We start from the raw sequence: 24,775 nt of genomic DNA on the forward strand, positions 1-24,775 counted from the left end.
TGTCACCAAGGCGCATGAGGAAGGCTGACGGTGAAAAGTGAGCCGAGCCAGGACCACAGGTTGGTCATTTCCTTACTGAGTAACTGGACCGATTCGCAGTCACGACGTCATGGGACCTGAGTAAAATCCAGGTTATAAACGACAGTCAACCGAAAGCCCTGATTCAACTCGACCACTGACCGCTTGGCTACTGGATCAGGATAAGCGTGTTGACGGATCTGATAGAGATAGTTCAGTTCCAATTTGGCGTTATCTGTAAACTGGTAACCCAGCCCGCCCGAGAGTCGGTTTTGATTAAAGACATTGTCATCCACGTTTTTTCCAAAACCAATAAACAGCTCGTCAAAAGCATTCAGGTACCACTCCCCATTATCAATCGCAGCTCCCTGGAGCGGGAAGGCCATAGCAAGTTGATAGCGAATACGGTGTTGATACTCCCAAGTCTGCACAGGACCTGCTCCGGTTTGGTCCCGTGAGCCCAACCAACGTTGCTCCAGTCGGACCCGCTGTTCAAGCTCTAACCGACCTAGCTGGTCTTTCAGTGCAACATCTTCATAAATACGGTTCTCTGGTTCTGGGCGGCCGATCACTTCGGGATATTCACCATACCGATGACTTTGAAAATAAGTATATCCACCGGATACCTTCAGCCGATCGGTTAGGGTGCGAACCAGCCCCAGCCGTGCCAAGTGTTGTTGGGGCGCTTCTAAATGCCTGCCCGCCCGACGCCATTGATATTCGGCATGGATTGCCCATTTTAGGCCAATTTGATGATCACCCGTATAAATAAACCATCCCAATGCATTAGCATCAGCCAACCGGGGTGTTTGCCCAGAGCAATTCGATAGAGACAAATAGAGTGGAATGAGTAGATGGACAAACGGACGCATAAGACAATGGAATGATATAAGCTGGCCTGATTCATTAACCACTGACTCGACGTTGGGTTTTTCAAGTTATTATACTGACCTGGTGTAGTCTAAGATCAACGTTCATATGTAAATCTTTATTCTATCGGCAGCTTCACGTTTCGCCTGATCGACAACTTTGGCGTATATCTGTGTTGTCTTCAACTCCCGATGCCCCATCATTTTTGAAACAGTGTAAATATCGGTCCCTAGTGATAATTGTAACGTTGCATAGGTGTGGCGGAAACTGTGAAAAGTGATAGGCTTGGTAATTCCAGCGTCTTTCACCCACTGTTTTAAAATCTTATTCCAATAGGCGGAGTAAGATAGTCCAGGTAACACGGGTCGATTGGCTTCCAATCGTTCGCCTAAGAGCAAAACAGCTTGCTCCGAAACGGGCATATATTCGATCCCTTCGGTCTTTTCCTGCCGGAAAGCGATAGTATAGCCATTTTGTGGATCGTAGCGAATCTTATCCCAGGTTAGTGCTTCAATATCGGAGTATCGTAAGCCTGTCAAAGCTGAAAATAGAGCCGCCTGTTTGAGAACGGGTAGGGTAGGTAGATCAGTAGCCGCTAGCGCCTGTAATTCAGCTAAAGTCAAATATTCGCGCCGTGTCTCTTCGGGCTTTATCCCCTCTACTTTTGCATCAAGGTCTGTACTGATTATCCCGTCTTTATATGCTTGTTTGAGTGCTGCTTTGAACTTGTTGAAGTAACTGACGGTAGAGTTTACGGCCAATGGTTCGTCGTTCCGCTGACTCTTTGCCTGCATCATATACGCTCGGAAGTCCCGGCATTTCTTTAGCGTCAGTTCGGATAGCTTGAGCGACCCGCCTGTAAAGTCTCGTAGATAGTGTAAGGCACTATCCCAACCGTCTTTATTACTGCCGGTTCTCGAAGCAGCTAATTGTTCGCAGTAAGCAACGAAACAGGTATTCTGCGTCTTTTTGGATAGAAAACCATACGCCCCTAACTGAACGTCAATTTGTCGCTTTGCTCGTAAGGTTTCTGCTAGCGCTAACGTTTCGCTGTTCTGTTCTTTATCGGCAGGTGTTTTGGGCCTGTTAAACAGATACAGACCTAGAAATTCGCGCCGGGTAGGTTTACCTGTATCAGGATGAGGAATAGCCGGATAGTAATCCAGGTATAGGCTTGTTCGACCGTCCGTAATCGGCTTTTTGCGAAGTTTAACCTTAATCATGGCAGGGTAGGGGATAGTAACGTATCAATCTGAGTTTTGGGGACATAGGCGTAAATGCCGCTGTATTGCTTGGGAATCTCATGCCTAAGTATTAGGTCGTATAGGGCTTTGTCAGAAATTCCGTACTTCTCCCGTATTTCTTTCATGGTGTAGCAGTCAACGAGAGGGGTTGGTATAGGTCGGCTTTTTTCTAATAGTTCGGCTGGTCTGTCAAACAGTCGGTCTATGTCAGAGCGACGGATGACAGTACGCCGGTTGAGTTTGACAAAAGGTAACTCGCCCCGCTCATTGAGTCGGTATAAGCTACGGCGGCTGATTCGAATGAGTTTGGCCGATTCGTCAACGGTTAGAAACTCTTGTGCCTTTATATCCTCAATCGGCTTGAGTTTTGTCTGCAATGTCTGCTGATCGCTTGCTTCAATTTTGCCTGCCCGCTGACGTGCTTTGTAAGCCTTCTTCGCGCAAGCATCGCTACACGTTTTAGACGTTGTTTTACGGGCTTCAAACTCATTGCCGCATTGTTGACAGATACGAATGATTCGGATATTAGAACTCATGTGCCATGCTGTGAATCAAAATGACATACCATGTCTTAGTGTGTCAGTTTGTGCCATTATCTCGCCAAAAAATGGACTTTTGAAAAAGCCCGCTTGTCAGATACAATAAAGGTACAAATAATTACTCAATAAACTAATACTATCACTTACTAAACAAATAGTATAATGCATGAAAAAAGCCCTTTTTCAGGGCTTTAAGTATGATTTAGTAATGAATTGTAATAGAGTTGTTAAGTGCGGTTACTTTCCGATACAGAACTTACTGAAAATAGAGTCTAATAAGTCATCTGTAGTAATCTCTCCGGTCAGTTGGCCGAGGTGTTGCAAAGCGACTCGCAAGTCCATGGCGAGCCAGTCGGGGGTTACTTGGTTATCAAGGCCCGTGATGGCACGCGCAAGTGCGTCGTCGGTGGCGGTTAGGTGTTCGTAGTGGCGAGCATTGGTCACTACAGCACTGCCCGTTTGCATAGCGGCATCGGTGCGGGCGCGAGTCGAGAGCGACGATTTCAGTTCATCGATCCGTTGGTCTTTAGCCGAAATCCAGACGATAGGCTCCCCATCAAGGCTATGGTTTATATAGCCCCGTTGAGCGCTGGTTAGTAAGTCGGCTTTGTTGCCAACTAGTAAATAGGGCTTTTCGGACGCCTGTAGCTCTGCTCGGGTCTGGATTAACTCATCGACGGTTGTACGGCTGCCGTCGAACAGATAAAGCACCAAAGCGGCATCACGCATTTTCTGTTGGGTGCGCTCAATACCAATGGCTTCGATCTGATCGGTGGCCTGCCGCAATCCGGCGGTGTCGATCAGTCGGAAGCGGATGCCATTGATAAAAAGTTCGTCTTCGATGACATCGCGGGTGGTGCCGGGAATATCCGATACAATGGCTTTTTCTTCATTGAGCAATGCATTCAGCAAGGTTGATTTGCCGGCGTTGGGTTTGCCGACAATCACCGTCGGTACACCATTTTTGATGGCATTACCCGTCGAGAACGAGTCAATTAGTGGATGAAGAACCCGTCGAATATCGACCATCAACTGACGAAGCCGATCCCGGTGGGCAAACTCGACGTCTTCCTCCCCGAAATCAAGTTCCAGTTCAACCAAAGCTACAAAGTCGATCAATTGCTGGCGAAGTTCTTTCAACTGCTTCGAGAAACCTCCACGTAGCTGCGTTAAGGCCGCCCGATGACTGGCATCGGAATCGGAGGCTATCAAATCGGCAACGGCCTCGGCCTGGACCAGATCGAACTGACCATTCAAAAAAGCCCGTTGTGTAAACTCGCCTGGGCGGGCTAGCCGAACACCCTCCTGCGTGAGCCGACGCAGAATTTGCTGAATAATAAACTCCGAGCCGTGGCACGAAATCTCGACGACATCTTCTTTTGTAAAGGAGGTAGGGGTTCGGAAAATCGTAACCAGTACTTCATCAATAATACTCCCATCGGGGTTTCGTATCGTTCCGAAATGGGCGGTATGGCTCGCCTGTTGGGTAAGATCTTTTCCCCGAAAAATACGATTGGTAACGGCAATGGCCCCTTCGCCCGACACCCGAATCACCGCAATGGCGCCGATTCCGGGGGCGGTGGCTAGGGCTGCAATAGGTTCTAGTTGGAAAATAGACATAACTCTGTGAGTCTCTGTATAGCTCCGCATGCCTCTGAGAAACAGGTATTACACTGAGATACACCGAAACAAACAGAGATTCACAGAGGGAAAATAGAAAAGCGATTTAGCAGGTCAACCAGCCGTTTTTCGATGGGTACCTGTGGAACACCAAGCCAGTTGGCGTATTTGTCGCCCAGGAAGAAACGCATTTCACCAGCTGCGAGGTTCCGCATGGTTTCGGAACGGGCTTGTTTGTATGGACTGAACCGATTGACACCATCTGCTGTAGTTGCCTGAGTGGGGAGGAATTCTGCCATAGCGTTCAATAAGGCGCTGGTCAGGCCTTTGCCTGCTTCGGACGGGGCAAACTGTCGGCGTAGAATAGCCTGATGCAGGGTAAAGGCTTCCCGTAAATTTTTAGGGAGCAATTCTTCCATAACGCCGTTAAGATAACTGACTACGTTGATATGATGCAGGTAATCTTCCTCTTCCTGTTCGCTGGCCGGAATGCCGAGTTTTCGTAAGCCGAGTAAAATAATAAATGAAAAAGTAAGATTGGTGCCAGCCATATCTTCCTGATTGACAGGGTATCCCCAATCCATATTCCACCGGCCAGAGTGTAGCGAAAACCACCGCGCCCCCGCATGGATCAGCCGGATTTTGACAGTTCGGGCTATAGCTTTTCCCGTGAGCCATTCTTTCTCGTTGTTGACCGCAAATACCCACTCTCCGGTTTCCCGTAACCGCCGAACGGTGTCATTCTTGATGCGTTCGGTGAGCCAGAGTACCTGAACTCCTTTGGCTCCCAGATAGGAGTAAGGCAGTGAAAAAAAGCCAAGCGTAAAGCCGATCTGTTGAGCGTGTTTCTGAAAAAAACGCATACCTCGATTCATCTTGGCCGGGTCAGCCCAGTCAGGTAAACCCGTTTGCGAAGTGAAAAAATCCTGCACCGTCTGGTGTTGGCTTGTCGTTGAAAAGTCGGTAGTATCGGCCAGCCAACCCATCAGCGCCCGTAAACCTGCCAGACCGTCGGTTTCGACTACGGAGGTAATTACAGCATCGGCTAGTAGATCGCCCTGCTGGCGATAGTGATCCAGTAAGGCATCAGAAAAGACACGGGTAGGCTTGACTAACGTTAGCATTGTAGTACGAGCTTTCAGAACCAACATCTTTTTCAGTCTTTCGGTTTACAGTTTGATCTGTAAGCCATCGTAGCCCAACCGGATGTTGGCCGGCAGCTCTTTTTCGACTTCGTTATGCATGCCGAGTTTGTGACTAATATGCACAAAATAGGTTCGGTCGGCATTGACTCGCTGAGCGAGGGCTATGGCCTGATCGAGGGTGAAATGAGAGATATGCGCCTGCCGCTGAAGAGCATCGACCACCAGGATACGGGTTCCGTATACCTTTTTCAATTCGTCGTCGGAAATGTAATTCAGGTCAGTTAGGTATGTAAAATCGCCTATGCGGAAGCCATAAACGGGTAGTTTATGGTGCATCACTTCGATCGGTATGACCCGCACGTCGAAGAGATCGAACGGCTCATTCTGGATTTCATGCAGCTGAACATGGGGTGTTCCGGGATATTTATGCTCGGCAAAAATATAGGCAAATTCCCGTTGTAATTGCGCCAGAACGGTTGGTCGGCCATAGACGGGTATATCCTGCCCCGACCGGAAATTATAGGCGCGAATTTCATCGAGCCCGGCCGTATGGTCTTTGTGCTCATGGGTGAACAGGACCGCATCGAGCTGCTGGAGATTGAGCCGCAGTACTTGCTGGCGGAAGTCGGGGCCGGTGTCGATAACGAAGCTACGCCCGTTCACCGCAATATGCACGGAGGTACGGAGTCGTTTATCCCGAAAATCAACAGAACGGCACACATCGCACTGGCAGCCAATAAGCGGCACCCCCGATGAGGTTCCGGTACCCAGCAGGGTGATAAGCATAATGATTAAATGGTTGAATGATTGAATGATTGAATGGTTGAGAAAGGCAGGCGTCAGCTATTCAATCATTCAATCACTCAATCATTCAGTCATTATTTATCCGTCAGTTGATTAACAACTTCAACCAGGCGATCGAAGTTGAGAGGTTTTACGAGTACGTCGTTGAAACCGGCTGTTTTGAATTCTTCTTCTGTATAATTTTTGGCGTTGCCGGTGATGGCCACGATAGGCACGTTGGCTTTGGTCTGATCGGATAAAGCCCGAACGCGCCGAACGCACTCCATCCCATCCATCAGCGGCATGTTGATGTCGAGCAGAAGGATGCTAAAATCTTCTTTTTCCAGAATTTGCAGTACCTGTTCCCCGTTTTTAACGGCGGTAATGTCGTAGTTCTGGAACTCAAGAATTTTGCGGGCCAGATTCTGGATAACGGAGCTATCTTCGGCAATCAGGACGCGTTTGGAAGCTGACATAAGCTATATGAGATCGTGGTTTCTAATTAACGTGGTGAAATTATGGAGTTAAATCGGCAAACGCAAAACGGTATTTTGGTCAAAATGCATCCATAATTGCTTTTTACCTACCGGTTCTGCAAACGCTTACTTTGATGAAACCATAAAAACGATTTGGTTTTCATACTGTAAGACGCTTAATCGGGCAATGACCGAGTGCTCGGTAAAATCCTTTTTAAACGATCTCTTTTTTCATAACTGTAAATTCTAACGGCTGTTTAGGCAAACCGAAGCTCGGATCATTTGGGAAGGGTTTGGTTTCGCCGGTTGATTGGTAGCCTCGTCGTTCGTACCAGGCAATTAATTCATACCGAACGGTAATGACGGTCATTGTAATAGCCTGGCACTGTCGGTCACGAGCTGTTTGCTCAGCAGCGGTCAGTAATTTTTTTCCGATGCCATTGGTCTGGGCTTCGGGCGAAACCGTCAGCATTCCCAGATAAAGCTCATCGCCTTTTGTTTCCAGATAGACACAACCTAGTAATTGAGCGTTTTCTCTGTACGTTAAAATGGTGGCATTCGGGTTCTGGAGCATGGTTTTCAAGCCTTCCTCATCCGTGCGAATGCCACTCAGTAAGTTAGCTTCGGTCGTCCAGCCTTTTTTCGAGCTTTCGCCCCGATAGGCACCATTTACAAGTAGGTTTAAAGAGGGAATGTCCTGTTCGGTGGCGGGCGTTATTGACGTCATTGGATTGTCATTTGTGTCATTGGCGATGCAGCATTCGGTTGCCTGTTTGACTTGTACAGGACAATCGAATGATGCATCGCTCATGACAATGAATGGCTTTATTTAGGCATTTCCCGAAAATCGAGTTGCTGAATAAGGGCTGGGTTCTCGGGTGTTAGTGTGAAGAATACGTCGATATTGGCTTTTTCGCCTTCGAGCAGGAAATGACCGCGTAGCTGGTTTTCGGGAATTAACTCACCTACGCGCTGAATTTTTCCGGCCTTTGCATATAAATCCTGCACCACTTTTCGGCGAATGGCAACCGACTTATCGGGGAAGAAGTTTTCGGCAAAAATACCACTTTGTTCAGCCCCGACCCAGTCAGGCAATAACTTGACAAGTTCGGCTTTGCGTTGTGCCAGAATAGGCGAAACCGGAAGTTGCCGAGGTTGTAGCTTACCAATGGCTACCAGCGTATCGAGCACGGCGGTGTTGACGGAACCCATACCGGCATAGGTTAGATTAGCATAGGAAATGACCCCAATGCCATAGTCGGGCAGGATGCGCCATTGACTGCCAAAACCGGGTAATCCACCGCTGTGCCCTACGCCAACCTGACCTGTGCAGTTCTTGCTCCAGCCGAGGCCGTAGCCATAACCACTGGCGGTAGGGCATACCTGACCGGCTGCATTTCGAGCCTGGGTAAATAAGCCCGAAAACGTCCAGGGCTGTTGCATTTCGCGGATCGAACTCCGTTTAATCGGCCCTGTATCGGCATCATTTTTGGGTGGCCAGGCCGATTCATGTAAGGCTACGTATTTGCTGAAATCGTCGATGGAAGTAATCAGGCCGCCCATCGCTCCGTAAGAGCCGTCGTGAAGGAGCGGTTCTTCGAGCCATTTGTCATCCTGCCAGCGATAACCTAACGCGAGTTTGTCGGCTGGCACGCGGGTGTACTCCCATTGGGTGTCGTTCATACCCAATGGCTTCAGAATGGTATCGGTAATGTATTGCTGATAGGGTTTGCCTGAGACGACCGTGATAATATGGCCCAGCATGGCAAAACCCAGATTGCTATATTCATAGGCAAAACTCGGAACGTTGGCGTTGGAAATACCGTCTTTGATGAGTTTGAGCAAATCGGCATCCGAATCGGCCAGTTGGCGGTCGCCCCAGGGGTTATCTTCGGGAAAACCAGCCGAGTGGGTCAGTAAGTTGCGAACAGTAATTTTTGGGGCATCGGCTGTGAGGTATTTATGCGATTTCAGTTCGGGAATGTAGAGTTCGGCAGGATCGTCGAGCCGGAGTTTGCCTTCGTCCCGTAGTTTTAGAATGGCCATGCCCGTCAGACTTTTAGTCATCGAAGCAATACGGAACAAGGATTTAGGCGTAGCTGGTGTTTTCTTCGCTACATCGGTATAGCCCAATCCACCAGCGTATACCAACTTACCATCCAGTACAATGCCAAAGGCAAGCCCTGGAAAGTGCCGCTTTTCGGCCGCGTCTTTGAATAGCTTTTCAACAATAGGAAAGGCGGCTTCCAGTTTTTTTAGCCGATCACCATCGGTGAAGGTAGGGGGCTGATAGGTAGTCACATGTGCTACGGAACGATTGGTTCCTGGTTGCGCAAAAGCATATGTAGTGGCGAGTAGGAAGAGGAGTAGTTTTTTCATTTCAGTTTGCTGGAAATCGTTTAAACGCAAAGAACGCAAAGTTTGTCGCAAAGCCCGCAATCGCCCGAAAGTGCTTTAACAAAACAAAGTACGACCTCGATGGGGTCGTACTGATTAGCAACTTTAGCGCCCATTGCCGTTCATTCAGCACACTACTTAATTTCCAATACCAATACACCTAGCGGGGGTAGTGTAACCGGAACGCTATTGCGGGCGATAACCCGGGTTTTTGTTCGGAAAATATCCTGAAATACATGTGTTTGCGAGCCCGGCAGGTTCATGGCTTTCCAGGCTTCAGTGGGAATCAGTACCGTTGTGCTGACGGGTTTCTGCTTGTCGAAGTTGCAGATAATCAATAGTTTCTGTCTCCCTGAATAGCGAAGATAGCTGTAGAGACGATCTCCATCATAACCCGAAGATTGCCCATTCGTATTGCTGGCCTGTAGGTCATAGAAACTGCCCGTTCGGATAGCATCGCTGTTGTTGACAAGCTGGATCAGTTGCTGATAAAATTGACGGAGCTTTCGTTGATTGGGCGTTAATTGCCCCCCATCGAAGGCTCCTTTGTTGACCCAGGCCTGATATTCTGGTATGCCCCAGTAGTCGAAAATCGTAGTTCGCCCATCGTCGCCCTGAAACCCTTCTGCCTTTGTTGGATTTACACCCACCTCCTGTCCAAAATAGAGCATAGTGGGGCCGGTATGTAGGGTAGCGGAAAGGGTCATGGCAGGTACGGCAACCCAGGGATCGCCCGCAAAGAATCGGGAGGCAATACGTTGTTCATCGTGATTTTCCAGAAAACGCAGCATGTGTTCTGAAATATCGCCCGACTCGTTCTGCCAGACCTTCGTAATGTCTTCTGTGGTGCCTTTACCTTCCATCAAACGGCGAAGTGCGTCGTACAGGCCCACTTTGTCGTAGAGATAATCGAATTTGCCCTGCTGAATATAGGCTTTATACTGTTTGGGGTTATAGATTTCAGCAATGAAGATCAGGCCGGGTCGATTGACCTTCACTTGCGGAATGGCCCAGCCCCAGAACTCAACCGGAACCATCTCGGCCATATCGCACCGAAATCCATCGACGCCTTTCTTAGCCCAGAATAGCAGAATGTCGCGCATCTTGACCCAGGTTGACGGGATAGGGTCGAAGTGGGTCTGGCGGTTATTGGCATAATCGATCCCATAGTTGAGCTTCACGGTTTCGTACCAGTCGTCAATTCCCGGTTTGGCCTTGAAAGCATCGTTGCCTGTCGCTTTGGCCGGATTTTCGACGTAAGGGCCAATCGACAGGCCATCGGGAATGGAAACACCATCTGGAACCTGAAACGATTCACCAGGCAGGTAGTAAAAATTGTTGTTGGGCGAAAAGGCTTTGGTGCTATCATCGCCCTGCCCTAAATCCTGAACCCCAGCTGGTTTCGCATCCGAATGGTACTGGCGAGCCACATGGTTCGGTACGAAATCGATAATCACCTTCAGGCCAGCGGCATGCGAGCGTTTGAGCAGCGCTTCGAACTCAGCCATCCGGTTATTGACATTGACCGCCAGATCGGGATTGACATCGTAATAGTCTTTAATGGCATACGGTGACCCTGCCCTGCCTTTTACCACGAGTGGATTATCGCGCTGAATGCCATTGGCCGAGTAGTCGGTCATGACCGCGTGCTCAAGGACACCCGTATACCAAACGTGCGAAATGCCAAACGTTTTCAGATTTTGCAAGGCGTTGGCGGTAATGTCATTGAACTTCCCCACCCCGTTTTCATCCCGGCTACCCCAGGGTTTGTTCGTCGTTTTCTGATTGCCAAACAGCCGCGTAAAGATCTGGTAGATAACCAGTTTGTCGGAAGGTTTGGCTGTTGGGCTGAGTAGCGCGTCGGCCGCTTCAACGGCTGGGTGACTCAGAATACCGGCAGCAAGCAGACCTGCGGCAAAATCCCGCCGGGAAAGAGTAGGAGACGATGTAGAGAGGCAACTATAACTCATGTGGATTTATACTAACCAGGCCCGAAATAGTCTGAAAATCTTTGGTGTTTCGCGTCAACGGGGCTAGTCCATGAACAAGAGCAGTTGCAGCAATAAGGGCATTAGTGTCAATTAAATACCTCTGTCCCATTCTTTACGGCTTTGGGTTATATATTCCTGTATTTTTTTACCTTCTTCCGCGCTAAGTGTCCCAAAAAAATCGGAAGGTTTTCGGCTTGGTTTTTCCAAGGCTTTCAAATCTTGATGTTTGGCCGTGATGGTATTCCATTCCTCAATCGGAATCACAATAGCCGTATGTCGGCCCTGGGCATCAGAAAGATATTGCACGTCCATAGGTAAAAAAACGATAATAGTACTGGATGAAACCTAAGTAAAGATAGCCAATCGGCTCGTGTAAAACTAACTGAACGCACCAGCACAAGTCGGATCAAGTGAAGCCCGCTGAAGAAAAATACTGATGGGCTAACTAGTTACTTCATCGCTTTAATCCACTCTTTCAACAACACCAGACTTTCGCGATGGACAGTTTTGCGGCCGAGTTCAGGCATCATTTCACCGGGATCGGTCGATTCCAGGCGATAAATCAGGATCGATTCGTCGGGTTTTCCAGGTACGATGTCGTAAGTGCGTCCGCCTGAACCGCGTCCTGCCGCAACGGGTGTTTTCTGAATGCCGAACGCTGTAGGGTCTTTTTCGGAATAATTCAGGTTGAGCCCGGATGTCATGGCTGGGCCTTTGGGGTTGTGGCAATGCGCGCAGTTGATGTCGAGCCAGGCACGTGCCCGGTCGTTGATGGAACCCGTTTCGGGCTTGTTCCAGACGGGCGTTTTCGGGCATTTTTCCAGAGCCGGTAGTCCTGTTAATATACCCGTTCGTTGCCAGTGGCGTAGCTGGTTTTCAGGTCGCTTATCCCCATAAGTCAGATCGCCGTTCAACTGCCGGACCGAGGGACCAATAGGCGTCATCACTTCGGCCCGGTTGTGGCACCCTTTGCACTGGTTCAGGTTCGGAATAACGAACGGGTGTTGCTGGAACTGCCCGTTGGCATCGATGTAGCTTACTGTTTTTGTATCGCCCGCCACTTCCAGCAGCGCATCCGTCTGGTCCTCGTTCCAGACGTAATCGAGCGCTTTCCAGCCTTCTGACTGATGAATCAGCAACCGCGTTTCGATCAGGCGACGTCCTTTGTCGGGGTTCCGAAAATCGTTCGGATAATAAAACGTTTTGATCAGCGTGGTACCCACCGGAAAGTCCAGTATAGCCGTGTCGTTATAGGCCACTGATTGACCAGCAGGCAGCTTGACAAACCGCAGTTTTTCGGCATAATCGGAGAACAAGGGCGTATTGAGGGCATACGGTACAACCCCATCGGCAGGTTGCTGGTCGGCTAACTTATCCTTGAAAAATCCGTAATCCGATAGTTTTTCGGGAATGGTTACGGTTTGCCAGCTACCTAGCATCAGCCAGCCAATACTTAACAGTACACCCCAGACTAAACACGTTCGCATGGCTTAACGGTTGTTGCTTACCGATGTCTTGATCGGCTCTAACTGACAATCGAAGGGAGTTGTATTGAACGAAACATGCTGAAAACCACGCCCGGCATCCAGATTGACGAAGCTTTGATTCTTGTTATTTCGGATACAGATGCGCTTGTCGGCCTGTAGTTTTCCGTCTTTATCCAGTGTATTGGGATCAGCAATACCGTCGTAAATGATATGGGGAACGTCCTGCCCTGGTTTCAAGACCTGACTGAATAGTTTATTGTAACGACCGCGCTGGCTGACGGGACCAGCATTCCGTTCGTACACATTGTCATGAATTGATATACCCGTGGCGAAGGGATAGTAGGCTTTGTCGGTAATGGGCCGCTCGGTGAGTAGGTAGCTGATGATGGCTGTACCCAGCGTCTGGTTATGGATAAATCGGTTATTGAAGACTTCTACGTTATTCGCGGCCAGAATCATCAACCCCGTGCCGTCCGACACGCTGGCAACGATATTCCCGGCGGGGGCAAAATTGGGGAAATTGTTGTCGTGAACGTAGTTGTTGAACACCCGCACGTTGCCACCCTGTTTCTGGACCAGATCGGGTAAGTCGAACACCAGAATACCCCCCGTATTTTCGTAGGCTTCGTTGTCGAATACATCGGCATTGCGTGAGTTTTCGATCTCGATACCGGCTACGTTATGGTATGCTTTGCTGTTTTTGACCACGATACCGCGCGACTGGCCGACATAAATACCTGCGTCGGAGGCTCCGATCGCTGTGCAGCCATCAATCACGACATTGTCACACTGAACTGGGTATAAGCCATAGCCGCCGTTTTCGGCTTTGGGCGCGCCGGTCCACTCGACCTTTACGTTTCGGAACGTAATGCCCTTCACGTTCATGGTTTTGATGCCGTCGCCTTTCGAATCCTGCACTGTCAGGTTTTCGATTACAATGTCTTCGGCATTGGAAACCCGCAGGCCTTCGGCTCCGTCGGTTTGACCTTTAAAGCTCAGAATGGTTTTGTCGATACCTTTGCCCCGGATCACAATCCGCTTTTTGTCCTGCAACGACAGGCTACCCGTAAAGGTAAAGGTACCTGCATCGAGGTCGATGGTGCTGCCATTGTCGGCCATGATCAACTGAGTCTGGTAACGTTTCTGTACGGTGGGTTGTGCCCAGGCTAGCTGTGTACACAAACAGGCTAGGAGGGATAGGAGGTAAAGTTTCATAGGGGATCAGGAAATTATAGAACACGGATCTATATGATAATTATGATTTACACAGATCATAACGACGTATAAAGATCATAAAAATCTGACGGTCCGTCGATATGGTTCTATTTATTTATACTTTTTCCCTGTATCCAGTATACCTGATTGGGTTCCGCTTTCCCGAATGGGCGACCCTTGATAATGGGAATATCGATGATACCGAGTGCTGGGTCACAGTCGAAATTAGCCCGGATGGTCAGGTTGTTAAGTTGGCTGGGCGATGTGCTGTGTTCCAGCGACCACAGGTCATACTGATTCAATCCTTCATTATACAAATCCTTTTTGCTGGCCGACCGGAGCGTTAAAGCTGGAACTACCGGGGCACAGTTTTCCGATGCAGGCTTACGGGCTTTAACTTGAATATGATACGCTTCGTTGGGGCTGTAGCTCAGATGCACCGTGCCGATGGTGGTTGTGTCTGGTCCGCCCGCCTGAAAGGACAGGTAAAATGTAAATTGGTTGGGTACTTCGGCCGGAATGATTTTACTGTCGCCCTCAATAATCAGACGATTCTGATAGTCGTACAGCTTTACCTGATCGAGGCTACCACAGCAACCATGCTTTACGGTTTGAAAATTCCGGGCATTTAGGGTGAGTTCGTCGCAATCGTGTTTGGCTGTCAGCAGCGTTTTGGCCGGGTTTTCCAGTGAACTTAGCGAAACCTGAATACTACGGGTCTGGCCTTCCAGGCTAGTAGCACCGTCGGTAATGGTTCGGTATTTGGCCATGTAGTGCTGGGTGTCTTTTCCTTGCAGAGCCACATAGACAATTTTATAGGTCGTCTCATCTGTTCGATACTGCCAGCCTTGTGTGCTATCTTTTTTCAGTAGCAGAAACGATGAGGCTTCCGAGTTTTCATATAGTGCGGAACCAGTAGCCCCTCTGATTGAACGAGGTGTTTCGGGCGATGTGCTTTTACTGGATTTGTCTGAGCAACTTACTAAAGAAGCGGAAATGAAGGCAATGTGTAGCCAGTACTTCATTGGAGTTAGGGAGTGAACGGGTCAGTAGGCAAATACGTGATTTCGGGCGCAAAAACGAAATCGATGCTATACCGTTTCGTGAGCGGTCAACGGATTTATTCAGAAGGATTCGTAGGATGAAAAGGGTAAAAAATAGGGATTTACTGTTGAATTAATTGGTAAGCTATGTGATTTGGGTATGGATTATTCGTTCGTTTTCGTCTTTCGCAAAATCATCAATATATTGCTTCATCACAACCTCTCTTCCATGAAACAAATCAGTACATTACTACTCTCTCTAGTTATTTGCGGAGCCGCCTACGCCCAGAAATCCTATTATGGCATCGAAGAAAAATGGCCCGAACAGGATACAGCCCGTAAAGTGTATACCGTAAAAGGAGAACGACACGGGATTAGTTATTTCAAAAAACATCGGTTCAAAGATGTACAATATGAGCCAGGGCCAACGCTTACCTTCGACAGGTATCACACACCTGATGTGATGTATAGCTGGTGCCGGAAATGGGCAGAACAGTACCCCAAGCTGGTTGATCTGTACGAAGTGGCCAGAAGCTACGAGGGTCGCCCGATTTTGCAGATGACCTTGACCAACAAAAAAACTGGGAAGCATACCGACAAACCTGCAGCCTATTTTGAAGGCGGACGCCACAGTGGCGAAGTAACCAGTAGCGAAGCGGTACTCTGGCTGACCAAACACCTGCTCGACAACTACGGTAAAGACCCTGCCATCACCAAATTGCTGGATACCAAATCGATCTACCTGCGTCCGGAAAACAACCCTGATGGGGCTAATATGTACCTCTATACGGCGCAACGCAACCGCAGTTCCATGCGCCCGCGTGACGACGACCGGGATGGCCTGCTGGACGAAGATTCGGAAGATGATCTGGATGGCGACGGTATCATTTATCAGATTCGGAAAAAAGCCGTGACCAAAGAAGAACTCGAAAAAGCCGATTATGTCATCGATCCGAAAGATAAAACGGGGCGGTTGATGAAGCGGGTGCAGGCTGGTCAGGGCGATTACCTGGTGTATACCGAAGGCATTGATAACGACGGCGATGGTAAATACAATGAAGATGGTATAGGCGGATTGGACAATCACCGGAACTATCCCGAAAACTGGCGACCCGATCAGGGTGGAGATTTCACCGGGCGAGGCTACACACAGGGCGGTGCCAGTGAATTCCCGCTCAGTGAACCCGAAACGCGGGCCACGTTTGTCTGGCTGATGGGGCATCCGAATATTACGGTCGTCAACTCGATGGATACCCGCGTACCGATGCACCTGCGTCCACCCTCCACTTCGTCCAGCGCCGAAAGTATGTTTCCACCCGATCTGGCGATTTACAAGCATATGGATAGCCTGGGCTTGTCGTTCACGCACTATCCCTGGGCGGGCGATGTGTACGATGTGTACAATACCCGCAACAAAGTGAACCGCCTGACGGGCGACCCTTCCAAGCCAGAGCCTCTTTTTGGTCACGGCCCCGACTTTGGCTATTTTCAGTACGGGGCGGTTTGGTATGGCGATGAACTCTGGAATGGGGGAGCCATGAAAGACTACGATGGCGACGGCGATTATGATGAATATGATGGGCTGATGTGGGACGATGAAGCAAATAAAAAACAGGGCTTCAAGCTTTGGACCAAGTTCACTCATCCGCAGTTGGGAGCCGTTGAAATCGGCGGATTTCATCCTAAGTTCTTCGCGCAGAATGGCCCAGCCTGGCAACTGGAAAACTGGATTTCGAGAGAATCACTCTTTAATCTGGCCATGGCCAAAGAACTACCACAAATTGACTTGACCGACGTAACCGTAAAACCGTTGGCCGATAATGAGTATGAAGTGAAAGCCACCTGGACGAACTCCGGTAAATTGCCCGTAGCCCTTGAACAGGCCAAACGGGTAAAAATGGTGCAGGAGGATCGGGTTACGCTCGACTTCGATAAAGCATTGCTGAAAGGGTTCAAAGAGGCTAAAGTCATCATTACCCAGCCAGCTTTGTTCGATAAAACGGTTTATGCCGGTTATACAAAACCGGGCGAGAAGAAAGAGGCTACCTTCCGGGTGAAACTAAATCAGTCAGGCCCAGTCAAGGCAAAAATCAAGTTACTCTCTACGCGTGGTGGCTACACAGAGAAGGAGATTACAATTGGAAAGTAATTGGTGAATCAAATTGTGCCAATGCCCCGGCTGGAGGTTGATGAATTTTTCGCCAACCTCCAGCCGGGGCATTGGTATGTATAAATGTTTCTACTTTCCGTACTAAAGCAACTTTGAGACCCTTATTTATGCAATTGCTACCTTTTCGACGTAGCCATCGAGAAGGTAAAGCTGTATAAGATAATAGGGGTTTATTCTTTTGTGCAGATATGACTAAATTGGTTATCTATATAAAGATACAATTATATTAATTTATTATCAATTGAGTTTTACTAAGTAGATGTTATTGTTTATTCAGTATGGCACAAATTTTGGGTAGTCGATATTATATAAATATATGTACATGTAATTTAAAGAAATAGCCTGATTATCGCCTGATTTGTAATTAATTTTTGCTACTTTATATATAACCCATTGCACGCGGCATACTTTTTGGTTTCTGGTTGGCTATTCTTCCTGATTTGTCTATATCAGCTTAATGTATGTCTAATTTCTACAACTTTCTAGGTGGGAGAATTCCTGCTTCAGGAAATACTATATTTCCCAGAGCAACATTTAAGTTCTTCGCGCATGTAGCCAGAGTGATGCCTTCTCATAGGCTAATCCTGTTAGTAGCGCTTTTACTAACGTCTATTGGATTCGCCAAAGCGCAATGCTCGATTACATTGGCCCCCACCGTATCGGGATGCTATTCTGTCAGTGGGGTGAGCAAAGCAACTGTGAGCGTCGAAGTTGGCTGGACGAATGCACCTGATGGCGATTACATTGTAGTAACAACGGGGACACAAAGCCGAACGATCATCCCTGGGGTTTCGGTCATTACTTATCCCCAACCTTCTACCATCGTTATTACGGGCACTCAGAAAATCGTCTCTCCACAAGTTGTCGCATTTGAGCTTGCCTTAAGCGGAGGGGCTAGTACGGGTACCATAACGGCTCACTTTGCCAGCAATACCAGTTGTCAGGCCAGCCAGACATACGCTATTCCGGCTGCCTGCCCACCAACAAGTTGTACAGGTACGCAGTTGGGTGGAACGGTTTTTCGGGATTTTAATGCCGATGGGATTAAACAGGCAACCGAAACACAGGGGGTTTCCAGTGTAACTGTTACGGCCTTCGATTGCGACGGGGTTAAATATGGCCCAGTGGTAACCGATCAGTTTGGGAAATATGTTTTTACATCCACTACTGTAAAGTATCCGGTGCGGGTCGAGTTTAGAACAGCCGCAGGCAATGATATGGGGACTATTTATGGTTCCAATAGTCATTCGAACGTACAATTTGTCGATCAGGCCATGTGCTCGGTCGATTTGGGTATTGCTAACCCCTATCTGTACTGTCAGACCGATCCCCAGATTTTTATTCCCTGCTACACCTATGGCGATCCATTAACGTTGAATCCGACCACACCCGTAGCAACCTCGGCTCTTTCGGCCAGTGCTGCGGCTGTAGTTAGTTTTCCCTACGACGAAAGCACAACAGGAGCTACAGGAATGAGCCATTGGGCGGAAGCTGGCCAGGTAGGCACAGTATGGGGACTTGGTTATAACCGACTTACGAAGGATATTTTCATGGCGGCTACCTTGCACCGGCATTCAGGGCTGGGGCCGTTGGGAATTGGGGGTATCTATGTAACCCACACCAAATCGTCTACGATAACAGAAGGGTTCATTGATGTAACGACGCTGGGGGTTGATGTGGGGGCTGCTTCAGTGCCTGAAAATGGGTCTGCTGGTCGTGGCCTTTCGGCTGATCTGACTAAGCCGAGCCATGACCCCGATGTATTTCCGCTTATCGGTAAAGTTGGGATAGGCGGGCTGGAAGTGGCTGAAGACGGACAGAAACTCTGGTTCGTTAACCTGAACGACAAAAAACTATACAGCATTGATATTTCAGCCTACAATGCGTCAGGCACGCTGCCCACCAATTCAGATGTAAAATCGTATGCGATTCCTGATCCGGGTTGTGCAGGCGGAGAGTCGCGGCCCTGGGCATTACACATTTATAACAACAAGTTATATGTCGGTACCGTCTGCGATGCCTTCGACTCGAAGAGCAAATCTAAACTGCGGGCTTATGTATATGCATTTGATCCCGGTACATCTGTATTTACCCCTGTTTTCGATTTCCCATTAACTTATCCGAAAGGGTACGGTATTTCTCCGCTGAACTCGGCAGGGCAGGCGGGAGCCGATAGTACTGGCTGGTATCCCTGGACGGATACGTTCAGTGATCTGGTGATTGCGACCTCTACGGCATCCTACAAAAGCCTGGTTCACCCGCAACCTATTCTGGCCGATATTGATTTTGATGTCGATGGGTCAATGGTGTTAGGCTTTGCCGACCGGACCGGTTTTCAGGGTGGTTACAATAACTACAGCCCCGATCTGTTGGAAACGCAATTGTATACAGTAAACCCAGCCGCTGGCGATATTTTACGGGCCTATTACTCCAATGGTTCCTACATCCTGGAAAATAATGGGCAGGTAGGCCCATACACGGGTGTTGGTGTGGATAACAACCAGGGGCCAGGTTTTGGTGAATTTTATGATGATAATTATATAAGTGGCAACCGATACACCCACACCGAACTTGTATTGGGTGGTTTAGCCTTACGACTTGGAAGCGGACACGTTGTTGGGGCTACCATCGACCCGGTTGCCAATATTGCCAATTCGGGTGGGGTTAAATACTGGAATAACGAAACGGGGAAGGCTGAAGGTGCGGCTATTGTTTATACGACCAGTACTGCGCCCGGTACTTTTGCAAAAGCAAGTGGTCTGGGCGAACCTGAACTAAACTGCGACTTGCTGGAAGTAATCGAAATCGGTAACCGGGTGTGGGTCGATACCAACAAAGATGGCGTTCAGGACCCTTGCGAAAAGTCGCTGTCGGGTGTCCAGGTTGATCTATATAAAGGAACGACCAAAATTGCCTCAACGACGACGAATGCGAACGGTGAATATTATTTCTCGTCAAAATCTGCCTTAACGACGGGCTCCTGGCTGGGCACCAGCGCCGATACAACACTGCTTCCGAATACAGCTTATGCTTTGGTATTTGGAGCGGGCCAATTCAATAATAGTATTCTGACGGTGAACGGAAGTGAGCTTCAAGTAACCGTTGCCAACAGCGCCACGACGAACGCCAGTGACCTGAATGATTCAGACGCGCTCATTGAAACCGTGGCCGGGGTAACTGCACCCGTTATTAGCCTCACAACGGGCAATGCCGGGTACATTAACCATAATCTGGATGCTGGCTTTAGTTGTTTGCCAACGACAGTAGCCAGTGTATCGGTTACGGCAGCTACCTGCAATGGGGGTACAGCAAATAATAATGCTCACATTACTGTATCAGGTATTCAAAACGCCGATAAGGTATTCCTGGCCGTGGCCAACAGTGTGCTCCCTTCGTATACAGCTACCGGTAGTCAGCCTGTATCCGCTTCGGCGGCTAGTTTTACTGGGCTAAGCAACCCCGCTAGCACGAGTGGACAGAGCTATAGTGTTGTGGTTTACAATGGCCCCTGCTGCTACACGGTACTTACAACATCGTTGCCATATACCAACTGCTGTTCCTTATCGGCTACCGCTACGCCAACGGCTTGTAACAGTGTGACTAATGAATACACGCTCGACGGGACCATCAGCCTGGCCGGTAATACATCCGGCGGAGTGGCTACCGTTACTAATGGCGTAGTAAGTACCACAGTGAATATCGCTCCTAATGCAACAACGGCCAGCTATTCACTGACCGGGTTAATTTCCGACGGGGCCAGTTTTACGGTAACGGTGAATTTGTCGAGTTGTGGATCTGCTACGGCCGCATATGCGGCACCAGCTTCCTGTACCATCGCTCCACCAGCGCTACTTGTATCGATCAGTACGCCTGTATGTAACACTCTGACGAATAATTACACGGCTACGGGCACCGTTTCCATGAGTAATGTCGTGGCGGGTACGCTCACTATCACCGACAATGGAACCAGTCTGACTACCATCACTGTAACTACTGGACAGACTACAGCTAGTTTCTCGGTAAGTGGTGTCAGTAACGCAGCCAGCCACACGGTAGTCGCCACGCTGAGTGGTGATCCATTGGCCAGCACGACTTATTCGGCTCCTACTGCCTGTACGGTTTGCTCCACCAGTATCACGACGGCCAGCCTGCCTGACGGCCAGGTGGGAACATTCTATAGTCAAACGCTTACCGCCAGTGGCGGCCTAGCCGATTACACCTACGCATTATCCGGTACTTTGCCGGATGGCCTGACACTGTCGGCCAGTGGCGTTATTTCGGGTACTCCAACGGCCAGTGGCACTGCAAACTTCACGGTCAATGTGAGCGATGCGCACTCCTGTTCGGATGCCCAGCCGCTGACCATTATCATTGATGCGATACCCGAATGCGCATTAGTTGCTACGGCGACACCAGGGGTGTGTAATACAGCGACCAACACTTATCAGGTAACGGGTACTATCTCGGCTACAAATGCAGTTGTTAATGGAGCGGCTACGCAGTCATTGACGGTTTCGGTCGGTAGTATCAGCACGATTGTTTCCCTGACGGGAAATGGCCCGGTGAGCTATACATTGGCAGGGCTAAACTCCGATGGGCTGACCAAAACGGTATCGGTGGTAAGTAGTGCTACAGCCTGCGGCTCTACTAGTGTAACCTATACTGCACCGGCCAGTTGTACGGTCTGTTCATTGACCATTACCACTACAGCTCTGGCTTCAGCGACGGTCGGTAGTCCGTATAGCCAGACGATCAGTACGACGGGTGGTTCGGCTCCGCTGACTTTTACCATCGCCAGTGGCAACCTCCCCCCCGGACTGGTACTGAACAACACCTCAGGAGTTATTTCGGGCACGACAACGACCAACGGAAGCTTCCCCGTAACCATTCTGGTATCGGATGCGAAATCCTGTACGGCCACTGTACCGCTAACGCTGTCGGTAGCCTGCGAAACGATCCTATACAGCCCCATCACGTTAGCGAACGGACAGGTCGGAACGCCCTATTCGCAAACGCTGACTCCGTTGAACGGGCTGGCTCCTTATACGTTTGGCATCACCAACGGTGAGTTACCTGACGGCCTGACGCTCGATGGCTCCACAGGGGTTATCAGCGGCACACCGACGGCCACGGGCGCATTCAGTTTCACGGGCTTTATCAACGATGATTATGAGTGCCCGACTGTTGTAAGTTTTACCATGACGATAAGTAGCGCACCCGTTTGTTCACTAACGGCTACCGCTACGCCAGGCGTATGTAATACGGCGACCAATACTTATCAGGTGACGGGTACGGTATCGTCTACCAATGCAGTTGTCAATCTGGCAAGTCCGCAGTCGTTGACCATTACCGATCTTCTGAATGGAAGTGCTATAGTCAGTACGGTGTTGAGCCTGACCGGCAACGGTCCGGTGAGTTATACGTTGTCAGGTATTCCATCGGATGGGCTTGAACATTCCGTAACCGTTATTTCGTCGGCCACCACTTGCGGAACAACCAGTATGACCTATACGGCCCCAACTGCCTGTACGGTTTGTTCGACCAGTATCACCACGGCTTCATTGCCAAATGGGCAGGTAGGAACAGCCTATAGTCAGACGCTCACGGTCAGTGGAGGTACGGGTACGTTAAGCTTTACAAACGTGGGTAGTCTGCCAGCTGGTCTAACGCTGAACGGTAGTACAGGTGTGATTTCGGGAACACCTACGGCCAGCGGCACGATTACGTTTACCATAGCGGTGACAGATGCAAAAAGCTGTTCAGACGCCCAGCCACTCACCATTGGCATCAGTGACGCCCCTGTATGTTCTCTGACGGCCACCGCCACGCCGGGGCAGTGTAATACCGCTACCAATCAATATACATTGACAGGTACGGTAGCGGCCACCAATGCCACAGGCACGCAATCGCTCACCATTTCGGTTGGTAGTGTCAGCACCGTCGTGAGTTTGTCGGCTAATGGTCCAGTGAGTTACACCCTTAGCGGACTGAATTCGGACGAAGCTGTGCATACCGTATCGGTACTTTCGTCAGCTACTGCCTGCGGCTCCGCTTCAGTTACCTATACAGCACCAGCTTCCTGTACAGTTGCTCTTGCCAGCCTGGGTGACTTTGTCTGGATTGATCTGAATAAGGATGGCATTCAGGATGGTATAGAACCCGGTATCGAAGGGGTAAACGTGACTTTATTCATCAATGGTGTGGCTTCTACCACGACGGCTACTGATGCGAGTGGTCTATACTCCTTCACTGGCCTCACCCCCGGCAGTAGCTTCAGCTACTCAGTCGGTTTTACGGCACCTACTGGCTATACAACTACAACTCCGCTCAGTGGTACCGATAAGGCCAAAGACAGTGATGCTGACCTAATTACGGGTAAAACGGCTTCGGTTACGTTGGCGCCGGGTGAGTTTAACCAGACACTGGATGCAGGCTATATTGCTCCTGAATTACCAGCCACCATTGCTAGCCTGGGCGATTTTGTCTGGCTCGATTCGGACAAAAATGGTATACAGGACTTCGGCGAACCACCCATTCAGGGGGTAACCGCTATTCTGTACGTCAACGGAGTAGCGTCGGCAACAACGGTAACCAACGCCAGTGGCTTCTACAGTTTCACCGGCCTGACACCAGGCAGCTCCAACTCGTATGTGGTCGGGTTTACAGCGCCAGCAGGCTATACGGCTACTACACCGTACAGCGGTACCGATCGGACGAAAGATTCCAATGCGAATCTGGTTACGGGTAAGACCGAATCGGTTACGCTGGCGCCGGGTGAGTTTAACCAGACACTGGATGCAGGCTATTACGCCTTGCCACCGGTACTGACGTTAGACAAAGTGGTCGATAAGTCGAAGGCGAAACAGGGAGATACCCTTACCTACACGCTGGTACTGACGAATACTGGATCAACGACGGCTACAAACGTCACGGTTCGGGATTCAACGACCATTGGTCTGAGTTATGTAGCCAATTCAGCATCAGCTCCAATCGGCACTACATTTACACAGGGTAATCCGGTTAGCCTTTGGACCGTATCGAGCCTTACACCCGGTCAAAGCCTATCGCTGACGTTCCAGGCTAAAGCCGATAGTTCGGGTATTCTGTACAACGTGGCTACCATTCCGGGCGATACCGCCAAGGTGTGTACATCGATTCCGGTTAAGGTATGTCAGGGTAGCAGTTATCTCTTTGAACTGGTCGTAGCTGCCGGACGTACCAGTTATAAATGGTATCGCGATGGCGTTGAGATCGTTGGAGCCACTACGAATGTACTGAGTGTGACAGCCGCAGGTACGTACTCACTAGTAGCCGATGGAGGCAGTGGACAATGCTCTGACTTTAGTTGCTGTCCGTTTATCGTAGAAGAGGATACCTTGCCAACGTTCAAGGCGGTTGCTATACCCGTTACCTGTGTCGGTAATGTAGCTCAGACCAATGGCCAGATTGTCCTGAGTGAGTTTAAGGCTGGGTATACCTATCAGTATTCGCTGGGTAACACGTTCAATGCATCAGCAACGTTGTCGGGGGCTACCAAGGCCATCCCCGTCGACGGTGTAATCGTATCGAATCTAGCCAATCCTGTCACGACTCAGAGCTATACCATTCGGGTGTATAACAGCAATGGATGTTATACGGATGTGACGGTATTGATGACACCAACCGTTTGTGGATGCCCGGCCAGTGTATGTGTGCCGTTGGTAATCCGGCAGACTAAAGGCCCTGTGAGGGGAGGTCATTAATCCACCACGATTGCCATAAACTAATTAGGCTGCCT

The 24,775-nt window shown here is 49.4% G+C and carries 16 protein-coding genes; 2 read left to right on the plus strand and 14 right to left on the minus strand.

Features of this window, described 5'->3' with window-relative positions; genetic code table 11:
- Positions 1 to 107: 107 nt before the first annotated feature.
- The 14 genes from B5M13_RS08810 to B5M13_RS08875 all read right to left on the minus strand — a co-directional run bounded on the left by B5M13_RS08810 (position 108) and on the right by B5M13_RS08875 (position 14,810).
- Positions 108 to 890, minus strand: a complete 783-nt coding sequence (locus B5M13_RS08810) for a DUF2490 domain-containing protein (protein WP_080055329.1) — start codon at positions 888 to 890, stop codon at positions 108 to 110.
- A 102-nt stretch (positions 891 to 992) separates the two neighbouring features.
- Positions 993 to 2,111, minus strand: coding sequence for a site-specific integrase (locus B5M13_RS08815; protein ID WP_080055330.1), 1,119 nt, complete (start codon positions 2,109 to 2,111; stop codon positions 993 to 995).
- Complete coding sequence (locus tag B5M13_RS08820) at positions 2,108 to 2,668, minus strand: helix-turn-helix domain-containing protein (protein ID WP_080055331.1); 561 nt, start codon at positions 2,666 to 2,668, stop codon at positions 2,108 to 2,110. Before B5M13_RS08820 ends, B5M13_RS08815 begins: the two co-directional genes overlap by 4 nt.
- Positions 2,669 to 2,908: 240 nt before the next feature.
- The gene (mnmE, locus tag B5M13_RS08825) at positions 2,909 to 4,291 is read right to left on the minus strand and encodes a tRNA uridine-5-carboxymethylaminomethyl(34) synthesis GTPase MnmE (RefSeq protein WP_080055332.1); all 1,383 of its coding nucleotides are present in this window, start codon (positions 4,289 to 4,291) and stop codon (positions 2,909 to 2,911) included.
- 80 nt (positions 4,292 to 4,371) lie between these two features.
- Complete coding sequence (locus B5M13_RS08830) at positions 4,372 to 5,415, minus strand: oxygenase MpaB family protein (RefSeq protein ID WP_170061103.1); 1,044 nt, start codon at positions 5,413 to 5,415, stop codon at positions 4,372 to 4,374.
- A gap of 45 nt (positions 5,416 to 5,460) precedes the next feature.
- Complete coding sequence (locus tag B5M13_RS08835; protein ID WP_080055334.1) at positions 5,461 to 6,222, minus strand: MBL fold metallo-hydrolase; 762 nt, start codon at positions 6,220 to 6,222, stop codon at positions 5,461 to 5,463.
- A gap of 92 nt (positions 6,223 to 6,314) precedes the next feature.
- Positions 6,315 to 6,695: a response regulator gene (locus B5M13_RS08840; RefSeq protein WP_020599715.1), complete on the minus strand. Its 381-nt coding sequence runs from the start codon at positions 6,693 to 6,695 to the stop codon at positions 6,315 to 6,317.
- 214 nt (positions 6,696 to 6,909) lie between these two features.
- Complete coding sequence (locus B5M13_RS08845; RefSeq protein ID WP_080059850.1) at positions 6,910 to 7,422, minus strand: GNAT family N-acetyltransferase; 513 nt, start codon at positions 7,420 to 7,422, stop codon at positions 6,910 to 6,912.
- Positions 7,423 to 7,520: 98 nt separating this feature from the next.
- On the minus strand, positions 7,521 to 9,074 hold the full coding sequence (locus B5M13_RS08850; protein WP_080055335.1) for a serine hydrolase domain-containing protein: 1,554 nt from the start codon (positions 9,072 to 9,074) through the stop codon (positions 7,521 to 7,523).
- 152 nt (positions 9,075 to 9,226) lie between these two features.
- A complete protein-coding gene (locus B5M13_RS08855; RefSeq protein WP_080055336.1) occupies positions 9,227 to 11,062 on the minus strand; it encodes an alpha-amylase family glycosyl hydrolase in 1,836 nt (611 codons plus the stop codon).
- A gap of 111 nt (positions 11,063 to 11,173) precedes the next feature.
- The gene (locus B5M13_RS08860) at positions 11,174 to 11,395 is read right to left on the minus strand and encodes a hypothetical protein (RefSeq protein WP_080055337.1); all 222 of its coding nucleotides are present in this window, start codon (positions 11,393 to 11,395) and stop codon (positions 11,174 to 11,176) included.
- A gap of 137 nt (positions 11,396 to 11,532) precedes the next feature.
- Positions 11,533 to 12,570 carry an SO2930 family diheme c-type cytochrome gene (locus B5M13_RS08865; protein ID WP_080055338.1) on the minus strand — a complete coding sequence of 346 codons (1,038 nt, stop codon included), beginning with the start codon at positions 12,568 to 12,570 and terminating at the stop codon, positions 11,533 to 11,535.
- Between the two features lie 3 nt (positions 12,571 to 12,573).
- On the minus strand, positions 12,574 to 13,785 hold the full coding sequence (locus tag B5M13_RS08870) for a parallel beta-helix domain-containing protein (RefSeq protein ID WP_080055339.1): 1,212 nt from the start codon (positions 13,783 to 13,785) through the stop codon (positions 12,574 to 12,576).
- Between the two features lie 107 nt (positions 13,786 to 13,892).
- Positions 13,893 to 14,810: a hypothetical protein gene (locus tag B5M13_RS08875; protein WP_080055340.1), complete on the minus strand. Its 918-nt coding sequence runs from the start codon at positions 14,808 to 14,810 to the stop codon at positions 13,893 to 13,895.
- A gap of 247 nt (positions 14,811 to 15,057) precedes the next feature.
- On the opposite strand from B5M13_RS08875, the gene B5M13_RS08880 reads away from it, so the two are divergent.
- Complete coding sequence (locus B5M13_RS08880; protein WP_080055341.1) at positions 15,058 to 16,977, plus strand: M14 family metallopeptidase; 1,920 nt, start codon at positions 15,058 to 15,060, stop codon at positions 16,975 to 16,977.
- Positions 16,978 to 17,561: 584 nt separating this feature from the next.
- Complete coding sequence (locus B5M13_RS08885; protein WP_170061104.1) at positions 17,562 to 24,740, plus strand: SdrD B-like domain-containing protein; 7,179 nt, start codon at positions 17,562 to 17,564, stop codon at positions 24,738 to 24,740.
- Positions 24,741 to 24,775: the final 35 nt, after the last annotated feature.

Source organism: Spirosoma aerolatum (assembly GCF_002056795.1).
Classification (GTDB): Bacteria; Bacteroidota; Bacteroidia; order Cytophagales; family Spirosomataceae; genus Spirosoma; species Spirosoma aerolatum.